The 13,780-nt window shown below is 63.6% G+C and carries 9 protein-coding genes; 6 read left to right on the top strand and 3 right to left on the bottom strand.

All coding sequences use genetic code 11. From position 1 onward, the window contains the following. The first annotated feature begins 10 nt into the window (after positions 1–10). The 3 genes from BerOc1_RS11380 (at position 11) to ada (ending at position 2,507) form a co-directional block, all read left to right on the top strand. Positions 11–781, top strand: a complete 771-nt coding sequence (locus tag BerOc1_RS11380; RefSeq protein WP_071545815.1) for a hypothetical protein — start codon at positions 11–13, stop codon at positions 779–781. A 52-nt stretch (positions 782–833) separates the two neighbouring features. Next, positions 834–1,304 (top strand): LysM peptidoglycan-binding domain-containing protein, encoded by a 471-nt coding sequence (locus BerOc1_RS11375; protein ID WP_071545814.1) that lies wholly within the window; start codon positions 834–836, stop codon positions 1,302–1,304. A 135-nt stretch (positions 1,305–1,439) separates the two neighbouring features. Beyond that, the gene (ada, locus tag BerOc1_RS11370; RefSeq protein WP_071545813.1) at positions 1,440–2,507 is read left to right on the top strand and encodes a bifunctional DNA-binding transcriptional regulator/O6-methylguanine-DNA methyltransferase Ada; all 1,068 of its coding nucleotides are present in this window, start codon (positions 1,440–1,442) and stop codon (positions 2,505–2,507) included. A 176-nt stretch (positions 2,508–2,683) separates the two neighbouring features. Here ada and BerOc1_RS11365 read toward each other — a convergent pair whose 3' ends face one another. Beyond that, entirely contained in the window at positions 2,684–3,016 is a 333-nt protein-coding gene (locus BerOc1_RS11365) for an STAS domain-containing protein (protein ID WP_071545812.1), read from the bottom strand. 20 nt (positions 3,017–3,036) lie between these two features. Continuing rightward, positions 3,037–5,628: a SpoIIE family protein phosphatase gene (locus tag BerOc1_RS11360; RefSeq protein WP_071545811.1), complete on the bottom strand. Its 2,592-nt coding sequence runs from the start codon at positions 5,626–5,628 to the stop codon at positions 3,037–3,039. Between the two features lie 165 nt (positions 5,629–5,793). On the opposite strand from BerOc1_RS11360, the gene BerOc1_RS11355 reads away from it, so the two are divergent. Continuing rightward, complete coding sequence (locus tag BerOc1_RS11355; protein WP_071545810.1) at positions 5,794–8,322, top strand: ABC transporter transmembrane domain-containing protein; 2,529 nt, start codon at positions 5,794–5,796, stop codon at positions 8,320–8,322. A gap of 247 nt (positions 8,323–8,569) precedes the next feature. Further along, a complete protein-coding gene (locus BerOc1_RS11350; protein ID WP_071545809.1) occupies positions 8,570–8,899 on the top strand; it encodes a carboxymuconolactone decarboxylase family protein in 330 nt (109 codons plus the stop codon). 949 nt (positions 8,900–9,848) lie between these two features. Here BerOc1_RS11350 and BerOc1_RS11345 read toward each other — a convergent pair. Continuing rightward, positions 9,849–11,021, bottom strand: a complete 1,173-nt coding sequence (locus BerOc1_RS11345; protein ID WP_071545808.1) for a pyridoxal phosphate-dependent aminotransferase — start codon at positions 11,019–11,021, stop codon at positions 9,849–9,851. A gap of 442 nt (positions 11,022–11,463) precedes the next feature. Between BerOc1_RS11345 and BerOc1_RS11340 the strand changes: the two genes are divergently transcribed. Next, the gene (locus BerOc1_RS11340) at positions 11,464–13,713 is read left to right on the top strand and encodes a vitamin B12-dependent ribonucleotide reductase (RefSeq protein ID WP_071545807.1); all 2,250 of its coding nucleotides are present in this window, start codon (positions 11,464–11,466) and stop codon (positions 13,711–13,713) included. Positions 13,714–13,780: the final 67 nt, after the last annotated feature.

Below are 13,780 nucleotides of genomic sequence, written 5' to 3'. Positions count from 1 at the left end.
GACAGTCAGCATGTCGAAAGCATGGATACAGGCCAAGCACCCGGAGTTCGTCCGGGACCTGTTCAAGTTCTTCTGCCAGGCCTGCGACCAGTTGGAGAAGCAGTTCGTCCGCTTCGACGAGGACGGCACCGTCGAGTTCGACGTGGTCAAGGACCTGGTCGGCAGCGAGATGAACAAGGGGCTCCTGTGGCGCATGAAGGACACGGCCCACCACGTCTTCCGCAACGACCCGCACGCCCAGCTGGGCGGCCAGTTCCTGGACTGGGCCCTGGGCTACATCTTCCACGAGACCCTGAAGCTCAAGGAGGACGCCTACCAGAAGCAGAACTACGCGCCGTGGTTCCACCGCCTCTACGAGGGCGACCTGAACGCCTCGGAAAAGGACGTCACCGAGCAGCTCTTCCAGGTCCTCAACCAGACCGAGGAGTCCATGCGCCGCGAGATCGACCGCATCCGGTTCATCATCGCCAAGTGCCGCCAGCTGCTCCCCTACTACCTGCGCCGCTACAGTGACAACGTCCTGCTTGCGCGGTATATTTTTTCCCAGAACGAGCTGGTCCGGGCCGTGTTCGCGAGCGAATACGCGGGGTTGGTCTTCGCCATCTACGGCCACGAGCCCGAGCGCATGTACATCCTGGCCAGCCAGTCCCTGCGCCTGGGCGGATGGGTGGACGAGGCGGCCCAGGCCGTGGACGAGGCGATCAAGCAAAACCCGGCCAGCAAAATGGTGTTGCAAGAAAAGAAAATTATTGATAATTGGGCGAATAGAGTACACACATGAACCAGCGTTTCGCTGGAAATTGTAACCTGAGTTTCATTTGAGGAGGCCTTCAATGAAGAAGCTGATTTTACTGGCAATTTCCCTGTGCGTCGTGTTCGCCTGGGGTTGTTCCAAGAAAGTCCAGACCGAACCCGAAGTGGTTGTGGTCGAGGAAAAGGAAGTCGTCGTCGAACAGCCCGCGACGCCCGTCGATCCCATGGCCGTGTACAAGGCCGAGTACGACGCGCTGCCCGTGACCCATACCGTGACCAAGGGCGAGTGCCTGTGGTGGATCTCCGAGTACAAGCACGTGTACAACGATCCCTTCATGTGGCCCATGATCTACAAGGCCAACCGCGACAAGATCAAGAATCCCGATCTGATCTATCCGGGCCAGCAGTTCGATGTGCCCCGCTACGGGTTCGACCTCGAGGAAGTGAAGGCCTCCCGCAAGGACGCCGGCGCTCCCTGGAAGGCTCTTGAGCCCGGCCAGGATGCCGTCATCCCCGCGGAGATGCGCGCCGCGCTCGGCTACAGCTTCTAAAGGCCAGCCTCACCAGCCATACAGGCCCGCCCGTCCGTTGTGGACGGGCGGGTTTTTTGTTGCCCCCGGAGAAACTCCGGATTGCGGCGCAAGAAACGGATGGTTTTACCGGGCCCGTGCGGGTATCTTGTGACCATGACCTCACGACAAACGCCATATGATCACCGCCTCCGGGCGGTCCTGGACCGCGACGCCACGGCCTCGGGGTTCGTCTATGCGGTCGCCACCACCGGCGTGTACTGCCGCCCCGGCTGCCCGTCCCGCTCGCCCAATCCTGAAAACGTGCGCTTATTCGACACCCCGGCCCAGGCCGAGCAGGCGGGTTACCGGCCGTGCAAGCGCTGCCGCCCGGACGACCCGGCCCATGGAAACGTGGACTCGGGCCGCGTGGCGGCCGCCTGCCGGGCCATCGAACGCGCCCTGGCCGAGGGCGATCCCCCCCCGTCCCTGGAGCATCTGGCCCGGGACGCGGGCTTGAGCCCGTCCCACTTCCAGCGCCTGTTCAAGAGCCGCGCCGGAATCACGCCCAAGGAATACGCCCGGGCCGTGCGCGACGAGCGGGTCCGCGACGCCCTGGCCCAAGGGCAATCCGTGACCGAGGCCATCTATGCGGCGGGCTTCGGCGCGCCGAGCCGATTCTACGAGCACGCGGGCCGGACCCTGGGCATGTCGCCCGCCGTCTACCGCAAGGGCGGCAAGGGATTGACCATCCGCTTCGCCACGGCCGAGAGCTTCCTCGGCCCGGTCCTGGCCGGGTTCACCGACCAAGGCGTCTGCGCCATCGAGTTCGGCGACGGACGTGAGGAGCTGATCCACGCCCTGCGCGAGCGCTTCCCCGAGGCGGACCTGCGCGACGCCCAGGACGAACTCGCCCCGCTGCTCAGAGAGGTGGCCGCCTTTGTCCGCCACCCGGACCAGGGGCTGGACCTGCCCCTGGACATCCGGGGCACCGCCTTCCAGCAGCGCGTCTGGCGGGAGCTTGCGCGCATCCCGGCGGGCGAGACCCGGACCTACACCGACGTTGCCCGCGCCCTCGGCAACCCCGAGGCCGTCCGGGCCGTGGCCGCGGCCTGCGCCGCCAACCCCCTGGCCGTGGCTGTCCCCTGCCACCGCGTCCTGCGCAAGTCCGGCGATCTGGCGGGCTACCGCTGGGGGCTGGACAGGAAAAAGGCCCTGCTCGACAACGAACGGACCGGGGGATAAGAGGCCCCGGACCCCCATCCCCTCCTTTTCCCAAACTTTTTATCGCCGCTTCGCGGGGCGGGGCGGACCGCACCAAGTCCCAAGGAAAGACACAAAAAGGCCCCGCCAAACAATGGCGGGGCCTACATACGCTTTTTGCTCCCCAGAGTTATCCGTGGGGCAGAGCCGACCGCGGTCTACAATCCCCCAAGCGCATCGGCGCGGGAGGAATAGAGTGGAAATATCTTGTCGTATCCGGAGACCTCGAAGACCTCCTGGATGTAGTCCTTGACGCCGCAGATGGCCACCAGGCCGGAATTCTTCTTCAACCGCTGGTAGGCCAGGACCAGGACGCGCAGCCCGGAACTGTTGATGTAGTCCAGCCCGGAAAAGTCGAACAACAGCTTGGTGGTGCCGTTCTCGAGCAGGCTCAGGACCTTCTCCTCCAGGGCCTGGGTGCCCTCGCCGTCCAGATTGCCGTCCACGGCAAGGATGACCACCCCGCCTTCGTCGATCTGATTCAATGCCATTGTCTCCCTCCGTATGCTCCCTAGCCCTGCACCGGGCAGTGGGTCTTGCTGATGTTCTTGTGCAGGGTCAGTATGTTCTTGCCGTTTTCCCGCTTGTAATGGATGCCGTGCACCATGTTCTTGACCAGGTGGATGCCCAGGCCGCCCACGGGCCTGGCGCGCTGGTCCAGGGGCAGGCCCAGTTCCGGCTCCGGGGCCTCCAGGATGTTGAAGGGCTCGGAGTCGTCCTCCACGCAAATGGTCAGTTCGTCGCCGTGAAGGGCGATGGTCACGTCGATGGGATGCTCGTCGAAGTCGGCGTAACCATAGGAAATGATGTTGGTGATCAACTCGTCCAGAACCAGGGTGAGGTGGAAGACGATCTTGGGGTGCAGGCCGTGCAGCGCCCCGAAGGCCTCCACCTTGGGGTGAAAGCGCTTGAAGCAGTTTTCCTTGTTGGTCATGCGAAAGGAGATGGAATGCCGAGCCATGGACGTATCGCCTGTACCCTTCTTGACCACGACGACGGCGATGTCGTCCTCCTGGCCGTTGCCCTGGAAGGCCTCCACCTCGGCCACCAGGGCCAGGCGGATGTCCTTTGCACTTTTATGGGCGTTCTCCCTGATGATGGCAAGCATTCTCTTCTTGCCAAACATTTCACCTTCGAGATTGTGCGCCTCCCAAACCCCGTCCGTGGCCATGACCAGGACTTCGCCCTCCGCAATCCCGGTCTCGCCGGTCTCGTAGGCGTAGTTCTCGTCCACGCCAACGGGCAGCCCCTCGCCGCGCAGTTCGCCGAACTCGTCCGTGGACGGATTGTAGCGGATGGCCGGGTCATGCCCGGCCCGGACCCATTGCACCCGGTCCGAGTCCGCATGCAGTTGCAGATAGAACAGGGTCAGGAACCGCCCGGTGCCGTCCAGATCGCGCGCGAGCACCCGGTTGATGGCGCCCATCCGCTCGTGCGGGGCCATCTCGATGTCGGACAGGGTGTGCAGCTGGCCCCTGGCCGCGGCCATGACCAGGGCCGAGGGCAGGCCGTGACCGGCCACGTCGCCCACGACCACGGCCAGACAGGCGGGCTCCCCGCGGCAGACCTGCAGGAAATCGTAGTAGTCGCCGCCGGTCTTGTCGCAGTAGAGGATGCCGCCCGAGATGTCGAACCCGGCCAGCTCGGGCTCCGCGCTCGGCAGCAGCAGCCGCTGGACCTCCTGGGCCACCTCCATGTCCCGGTTCAGGTGCATGAGCTCCTTGAGCTTGGGCCCCATGTCGTTGATGGACCGGATGAGCTCGTCCCGCTCGTCGCCGGTGCGGTGGTCGATGCGTGCGCTGAAATCCCCCTGGGTCAGCCGCTGGGCCGCCGCAACGATGCTGAACATGGGCTTGGTGATGGCCCGCGAACCGAACCAGGCGATGAACCCGGTGATGAGCAGCATGGCCCCGGAGACGACAAGGGACAGGAAGCGCATCTCGGTGAACAGATTCCGCAGGGTGGCGGCGACCTCGTTGGGCAGTTTGGCCACAACGGTCTTGGGCGCGATGACCAGGAACGACACGGTGGCGGTGGAGGCGAAGGCGCACAGGGAGGGCTCGCCCTTGAACGAGACGTCCACCACGCCGGATGCGCGGGTGTCCAGGGCGTGGAGCAGGATCTCGTAGCCCACGGGCTCGTCAAAGGTCAGCCACTCCCGCTCGACCGTGCTCGTCCAGTGGCGGCGGCCCTGCTCGTTGGGCTCCAGTTGGACCAGGACGGGCAACCCCTTGTCCGTGGGCTGCCCCTCGGGGATGCGCTCCACCAGGAAGGTGCGCACCTCGCCGCCCCAGCGGGCCTCGAGCTGCTCGTTGGGCATCATGGAATGGGTCGGGATGTCGATGGACACGGCCCCGAGGAAGCGGCCGGACGCGTCCCGCAGGGGAAAGGCCACCTTGTTGACGATGTACCGGGTGGCCGGGTCCACGGTGTGGTACCACCGGCAGGCGTCCGACGTCCGGGCCTCCAGGTACCAATCCTGGTCGCGGGCGTCGTAGCGCAACGGCAGTCTGCCGTGGCCGGGATAGGTCATCATCACCCCGGACTCAACAGCCACGTTGATCCAGAACGGCGCCTTGGGCAGGTTCCGGAAAAGGGTCTCGATGCCGGACGCGGCCTGGAGCAGGCGGCGCATCTCGGGCATGACGGCCCGCTCGTCCACGTGGGCGGGCAGGTGGAAGGTGGGGTGGTCGAAGCTGACCTGGATGAACTGCTGCCCGTTGCCCATGGTCCGCCTGGCATAGCCCTGCCGCCGGGCCGCATCGGGCGGGGTCAGGTCCGGATCGCCGAAGTCGTTGGCCAGGAACGGCTCGGGGCCGCCTGCGGGCGGGGTCCTGTTCATGGCGCCGTCCACCTCGTGGGCCACGCCGATGGTGGCCAGCCGCATACCCTCGGCACTGCGCTCCATCAGGTTGAGCAGGGTGGAGGCCGTGTATTCGAACTCGTCGGACATGATGGCCAGAAGCTCGTGCCGGGTCTGTCGGCCGGTCTTTTCGGCCACGTCGTGGGAGGCCCGGCTCATGAGCCCGCGCGATATGAAGATGGGCGTCAGGCTGAAGGCCAGGAGCACCGCAAAGAATTTGAACCTGATGGATATCTTCATACCTATTTCCGGGCACCTCGCCGCCGGTTGCGCCGCACTTGTTTTTTGACCACAGGTAGGGGGCAAATGTCCACCGCCCGGGCGCGCATTTCCATTATAATGCTTGGAAAACCGGTTCGGACCGTTTATAGACGTACTGTTCCGAACCCGAAAAACGGATGACCCATGCCGCACCCCAACGAACACAAACGCATCACCAAAACCTCCCTCTATTCCTGGGTCCTGTACAAGAGCGTCCCGCTGCAATTGACCGTGGTGGGCATCATCGTGGTCACCGTGGCCATGCGCGTGGTCCCGCTGGAAATGCAAAAAAGGATCATCAACCAGGCCATCGGCATGAAGGACGTCCCGGCCCTGTGGCGATACTGCGCCCTGTACATCGGGTCCGTGACCCTGGCCGGGGTGCTCAAGTTCGCCATCAACCTGATGCAGGTGCACATCGGGGAACGGGCGCTCAAGACCATCCGCGAGCGGCTCTACGAACACCTGCTCTCCCTGCCGGTCCAGTTCTACCGCCGCACCTCGCCCGGCAACGTCATCTCGTACCTGATCACCGAGTTCATCCCGGTGGCCTCTTTCATCGGCCAGGCCGTGGCCGTGCCCGCGGTCAACGTCCTGACCTTCCTGGCCATGGCCGGATACATGATCAACCTGAACCCGACCATCGGGCTGATCTCCATTTCCATCTATCCGATCGAACTCTTCATCCTGCCGCGCATCCAGAAATATTTCCGCCGGGCCAACCGCCGCCGCATCAAACACACCCAGGCGCTGTCCGGGCTGGTGGGCGAGGCCATCTCCGGCGTGCACGAGGTCCACTCCAACGCCTCCATCCCGCTGGAAAAGCAGCGTTTCTCCAAAGTCCTGGACAAGCTTTACAAGGCCACGGTGCTGCAGAACGGGATCAAGTTCGGGATCAAGTTCGTGAACAACTTCTTCATGAGCCTCGGGCCGTTCGTCCTCTTCCTCATCGGCGGCTGGTACGCCATCCAGGGCCGCTTCGACGTGGGCGCCATCGTGGCCTTCCTGTCCGCCTACGAAAAGCTCTACGACCCGTGGAAGGAGCTCATGGAGTTCTGGCAGGTCTACCAGGACAGTTCCGTGCGCTACAAGCAGATCATGCGCGCCTTCGACCACTCGGCCGAGTTCAGGCAGGTCGCCGAGGGGCGCGAGCCCTACCACCTGGACAACGACGTGGAGATCCGCAACCTGTCCTTCGTGGTCGGCGGCAACGTCCGCCTGTTGGACAACGTCTCCCTGACGATCAAGGGCGGAGAGCACGTGGCCCTGGTCGGCTTCTCGGGCTCGGGCAAGTCCACCCTGGCCCTGTGCGTGGCCCAGCTCTACAAGTACACGGGCGGCAGCGTGCTGCTCGGCGGCCGCGAGGTCTCGGAACTGACCAAGCAGGACATCTCCTACAACCTGGGCATGGTCGCCCAGCACCCGTTCATCTTCGACGGCACGGTCAAGGAGAACCTGCTCTACTCCTGCCGCTCCCTGGCCATGCAGGGCGGGCACTGTCCGGGCGGTGACGAGACGAACCTGGACGAGCTGATCAAGATCACCCAGCAGGTGGGGCTGTTCACCGACGTGCTGGCCTTCGCCCTGCGCTCCCGCCTAGACCCCAGGGCCGACAACCAGGTGCTCAAGGAGGCCATCCTGGCCTCGCGCAAGGAGTTCCAGGAGGGCCAGGCGGGCATGTACGCGGACGTGGCCGAGCACATCGAATTCTTCGACATGGAGTCCTACTCCCGGTACATGACCGTGGCCGAGAACATCGCCTTCGGCGCGGCCAACGAGGAGATGTTCGACCAGGAACACCTGCACGTTCACCCCCAGTTCCAGGCCTTCCTGGAGGACCACGGGCTGAGCGCGCACCTGACCGTCCTGGGCGAGACACTGGCCCGCCTGGTCACCGACGAACTCGGCCCGGAACCCTCCCACGAAGACTTCAAGGACTGTCCCATCCCCGAGGCCGAGTACGGCGACTACCAGAAGGTGGCCAACCGGCTGGATTCGGGCGAGCCCCTGTCCGAACAGGAACAGGCGCTGATCTTCAAGCTGGCCATGGGCTACATCCCGGGCATCCACAAGCAGGTGGTCCTGGACAAGGGGTTCGCCAACCGCGTGGTCCGCTCCCGCCAGGACTTCATGGACCTGGTCACCGAACGCTATCCGGGAGCCTTCACCTTCTTCACCCACGACAAGTACATCGACGCCCTGAACATCCAGGACAACATCCTGTTCGGCCGCGTGCGCACCGACGCCCAGGGGGCCGAGGAGGAGCTGAACCACCGGATCATGCAGGCCCTGATCATGCAGGGCGCGCTCGAACCCGTGGTCGAGATGGGCCTGAACTTCCAGGTGGGCTCCATGGGCGACCGCCTGTCCGGCGGGCAGCGCCAGAAGGTGGCCCTGGCCCGGACCTTCCTCAAGGTCCCGCCCGTGCTCATCCTGGACGAGGCCACGGCCGCCCTGGACAACAAGTCCCAGGCCCGGGTGCAGAACATCCTGACCTCCAACTGGAAGGGCAAGTCCACGGTCCTGGCGGTCATCCACCGCCTGGACATGCTGCCCTATTACGACAAGGTCGTGGTCCTCAAGGCGGGCCGCATCGTGGAGCAGGGTGAATACCAGGAGCTCCTGGACCGCAAGGGCGCGCTGTACACCCTGATCCACGGCAAGGAAGAGTAGCTCCCTTCCTTTTTTTCCAAGGCAAGGCCGAAGCGCTTTTTTCCGCTCCAAGACGCGGAATCGGTTGCCTTTGTGAAAAAATTTGCAACAAAATTCATCAAAAATTGATTTTTTTCTCTTTTTTTTCGCTTTACAGCCTGATTTTTTGAATGTACCCAATGGGCAACCCAATCGGGACTCTCTCCCTCTCATAGGCCCGGTCCAGGAGACGTTCTCCTGGACCGGACTCTACCAAAAGGAGGCCGCCATGCCGGAACCCGCAGAGAAGGCAACCGAACTCTTCCGCCAGATGAACAAGAACCGCCGCGACGTCTTCAAGGCGTACCAGGGGTTCACCGCCGCCATCAAGAAGGGCAGCGCCATCGAGGACAAGTACCAGTCCCTGATCCTGATCGCCTGCTCCATCCTGACCCAGTGCGACATGTGCATCTCGCTCCACGTGCAGAACGCCGTGACCCACGGCGCGACCAAGGACGAGATCATCGACGCGGGATTGCTCGCGGTGGCCATGGGCGGCTCCCCCAAGATGATGCACATGCGCTACGTCTACGAAGAGCTCGACAAGCTGTACGAATAAAAGGCGGGACGCCCCGCCGTCCCGGCATATCGGGATAGGACGGCGCACCATGCTCAAGCATGGTGCGCCGTTCTGTTTTTTGGAGGTGGGGACGCATTGGTTCGTCCGCGCATCCGCGTAGGGGATGTGGCAGGTCGCCTGCGGCGGGCTTGAAGAACTCGGGGGAATGTCCGCGCATCCGCGTCGGGGCTTTGGGTTGTCCTCCTCACATTGTTTTTCGCCTTTACGGCGACTTCCTTTTTTGCTGGCGCAGAAAAAAGGAAGCAAAAACTGCGCCTTTGGTGCGAACGCGCGGAAGCGGACCCAAGAGCCCGTAGCGGCTTTCGCTGGCCGGATAGATGTCTGCTGCGCAGACTCGATCCGACCTCGCTTCGCCGCCAAGACGGGCTCTAGGGGCCGCTTCCGATTGCTAGCCTCCGACTGTGAGGATTGGCCTGCCGCGTTTGGCTTGGCATAAGGCTGGGCAGGAACGCAGAGAGGCTTCCAAGGAGCGCCTCGGACGCCTACGTCCGACAGCGGCTCTCCCCAACTCCGCGCCGTAGCTCGTCATACAGCGCCCCGCCACCACTCTTCCCTTCACCCAAACGAGCCCTTGAACGCGGGGTTAGAAGCTGACCGCGAGGGGCGGCGGCTCTTCGAATCGTCGCGAGCGCAGCGATCCTTGATTCGGGAGCCGTCCCGAGCGGATCAGCTTCTTGCCTCCCGTTCTCCGGGCGGCCGCGCCACACTCCCAGGCCCTTTTTTTCGTCTATTTTTTTGGGCCAGCAAAAAAATGGACCCCGCCGGGAGGGCATGGAGCGAGTGCGGGGCGCAGCCCGCACAGCGGCTCTTAAGCGGTGCAACCGCGCATTTTTCTCTTCCCTTCTTTATCTTTCTCCAAAACAAGAAAGCCGCCCCAAGGGGCGGCCTTCCTTATCTCTCAATTTCGATGAGACCGTGGTGCTCGAAGCTATTTCCCGAGCAGCACAGACCCGACCTTGGCGAGGGCCGACTTGAGCACCTCATCATCCACGGCGTACGAGAAGCGGATGCACTTGTCGTCGCCGAACGCGGACCCCGGCACCAGGGCCACCCCGACCTCTTCGAGGATCTTGGTGCACATGGCCGCCGAATCCGGGGCGTCGGCTGTGTAGAACTTGTCCAGCACGGGGAAGAGGTAGAACGCCCCGTCGGGCTTGGGGCAGGGCGCGCCCCAGCCGGTGATGATCTCATAGGCGAGGTCGCGGCGGCCGACAAAGGCCTGCTTCATCTCGTCAACGACCTCCCACGGGCCGTTCAGGGCGGCCACCGCCGCGCGCTGAGCGATGGAGTTGATGTTGGACGTGGATTGGCCCTGGATCTTGGTCATGGCCTTGACCAGATCCTCGTGGGCCAGGGCGTAGCCCACGCGCCAGCCGGTCATGCAGAACGACTTGGACAGCGCGCCCACGATGGCGATGGTCTCTGGGTACAGTTCCCAGGTCTTGGCCAGGGAGGCGGGCTCGAACGGGGCGTAGACCAGCCGGTCGTAGACCTCGTCCGAGATGAGGAAGATGCCGTTCCTGCGCGCCCATTCGGCGATGGCCTCCATCTGGGCCTGGGTGTAGCAGCAGCCCGTGGGGTTGGACGGCGAGTTGAGGATGAGCACCCTGGTCCTGTCCGTGCGCGCGGCCTCCAGCCCTTCCAGGGTGACCAGGTAGCCGTCGTCCGCGGAGGTGGGCACGAACACGGACTCGCCGTCGGCCAGCTGGACCATGGCCGGGTAGCTGACCCAGTACGGGGCCGGGATGAGCACCTCGTCGCCGGGGTTCACCAGGGCCATGAGCAGGTTGTACAGGACCTGCTTGCCCCCGTTGCAGACGATGGCGTTGGCCGCCCCGGCCTTGGCGCCGTAGAAGCGGCCGTAGTACCCGGCCACGGCCTCGCGCAGCTCGGGGATGCCGGGCACGGCGGTGTAGCGGGTGAAGCCGTCGTCCAGGGCGGCCTTGGCCGCCTCGCAGACGTTGATGGGAGTGCAGAAGTCGGGCTGCCCCACGGCCAGGCTGACGATCTCGCGTCCCTGGGCCTGCAGCTCCTGCGCCTTGGTGTTCACCGCCAGAGTCGCGGACGGCTTGATCCTCGCCAGACGTTCGGAAATTCGCATGGAAAAGCTCACTTTATAGTATGATTGATGTACAGCACCGCTGGTTTGCCAATAGACTAAAAAAAAACGGAGGTAAATCGCGTTTTTCCCCTATGGGGAAAAAAGTTGCCGGAGGCCCTGATCCGTCCCGGGGCTCACGACACGGCCATGACCGCGAGACCGCCAACCCGGAGAAGAAAATCCTGGCCGCATCCGCCCCTACCGGCGACAAAATCGTCCCCTCCGACAAGACAATTTTGAAATAGTATTGATTCTCATATGAGCACCTGGGCCGGGAACTCACGGACCATGCGGGTTCCCGGTTTTTCGTTCGTCCAACCGAATTTTGGCTGGCGTTTTCAGGGCGGTTTCTGTAGTCTAGACATTCTCTAGCGCCAGTATTCATCGCCGGTGCGACCATCAATAATTTTTAAGTATTTTAATCAGTTACAAAGGTCTACTCATGCCAGAACTCAAAATGCCCGCCAATCTTCCGGACCCGATCGTCAATGAAAACGCAAAGATAGTTTTGCAGCGCAGATACCAGCGCAAGGACCTCGACGGGGTGGTCTACGAGACGGTCAAGGAGCTGTTCTGGAGGGTGGCCTCGGCCATTGCGAAGGAAGAGGCAAAGTACGAAAAATCCACCACCAAGCCCGCCAAGCTGGCCCGGGATTTCTACGACCTGATGACCTCCTACCGTTTCCTGCCCAACTCCCCCACCCTGATGAACGCGGGCACCGATCTCGGCCAGCTGGCCGCCTGCTTCGTCCTGCCCGTGGAGGACGACATCGAGGGCATCTTCGACGCGGTCAAACACGCGGCCATGATCCACAAGTCCGGCGGCGGCACGGGCTTCGCCTTCTCCCGCCTGCGGGCCAAGGACTCGGTGGTCGGCTCCACCGGCGGTGTGGCCTCGGGCCCCCTGTCCTTCCTCAAGATCTTCAACTGCGCCACCGAGCAGATCAAGCAGGGCGGCACCCGGCGCGGGGCCAACATGGGCATCCTGCGCATCGACCACCCGGACATCATGGAGTTCATCAAGGCCAAGGAGCGTGACGGCGACCTGAACAACTTCAACCTGTCCGTGGGCCTGACCGAGGCCTTCATGCAGGCCGTGCACGACAAGGCGGACTTCGAGCTCATCGCGCCCAACACCGGCAAGGCCGTGGGCACGCTCAACGCCCGCGAGGTCTTCAACATCCTGGTCCAGAAGGCCTGGGAGTCCGGCGATCCCGGCATCGTCTTCCTGGACCGCATCAACCGCGACAACCCGACCCCGGCGATGGGCGAGATCGAGTCCACCAACCCGTGCGGCGAACAACCCCTGCTGCCCTACGAGGCCTGCAACCTGGGCTCCATCAACCTCGGCCTGTGCTTTGCCAAGGGCAAGAACGGCAAGGACTCCGAGATCGACTGGGACGAACTCAAGCGGATCATCCACCTGTCCGTGCGCTTCCTGGACAACGTCATCGACGCCTCGGTCTACCCCCTGCCCCAGATCTCCGACACGGTGCGCAAGAACCGCAAGATCGGCCTGGGCGTCATGGGCTGGGCCGACCTGCTCTACCAGCTGAACATCCCCTACAACTCCCAGACCGCCGTGGACATGGCCGAACGGGTCATGAAGTTCGTCCAGGCCGAGGCCCGCAGCGCCTCCAAGCAGCTGGCGGCCGAGCGCGGCCAGTTCACGACCTACCCCGAGTCCACCTTCGGCGCGGCCAACCTGGGCCCGTACCGCAACGCCACGACCACGACCATCGCGCCCACCGGCACCCTGTCCATCATCGCGGGCTGCTCGTCCGGCGTGGAGCCGCTCTTCGCTCTCAGCTTCGTGCGCAACGTCATGGACAACGACAAGCTGGTCGAGACCAACCCGTATTTCGAGGCCGCCCTCAAGGATGCCGACGCCTTTTCCGGCAAACTCATGGAGGAGATCGCCAAGGTCGGGTCCATCAAGAAGATGGACCACCTGCCCGAGCACCTGCGCTCGGTCTTCGTGACCTCCATGGACGTGGAGCCCATCTGGCACCTCAAGATGCAGGCCGCCTTCCAGAAGTACACGGACAACGCGGTCTCCAAGACCGTCAACCTGCCGGGTTCCGCGACCAAGGAAGACATCTGGGACATCTACTGGAAGGCCTACGAGTACGGCTGCAAGGGCGTGACCGTGTACCGCGACGGATCCAAGACCTCCCAGGTCCTGTGCACCGGCGACGCCGAAAAGAAAAAGGAGGAGGCCGCCAAGGGCAAGTCCATCGTCAAGGACCGTCCGGACGTCATCTACGGCTTCACCCAGAAGATTCCCACCGGCCTGGGCATGCTCTTCCTGACCGTCAACGAGGTCAACAACAAGCCGTTCGAGGTCTTCGCCACCATCGGCAAGTCCGGCGGATCCATCACGGCCAAGGCCGAGGCCATAGGCCGCCTGGTCTCCCTGGCCCTGCGCTCCGGCGTGGAAGTCCGAGAGATCGTCCAGCAGCTCAAGGGCATCGGCGGCGAAAACCCGAAATTCATGAAAAAGCACCTGGTCAAGTCCATCCCGGACGCCATCGCCTACGTGTTCGAGTCCCGCTACCTGAGCGGCGATCACGTGGACGGCGAAGTGGCCTCCCTCAACCGTGAGCTCTGCCCCGAATGCGGCGAGCCCCTGGTCTTCGAGGAAGGCTGCCACATGTGCAAGTCCTGCGCCTACACCAAGTGCGGCGGCTGACGCCGCCCCGGGGAATGCGGATCACCGGATGCGAGAGTCCGCAGCCATGCGGCACTGTGACAAACAA

It is taken from the genome of Pseudodesulfovibrio hydrargyri, assembly GCF_001874525.1.
GTDB classification, from domain to species: domain Bacteria; phylum Desulfobacterota; class Desulfovibrionia; order Desulfovibrionales; family Desulfovibrionaceae; genus Pseudodesulfovibrio; species Pseudodesulfovibrio hydrargyri.
Note: the sequence above shows the minus strand (reverse complement) of the source record. Positions and strands in the feature narration are given on the sequence as shown.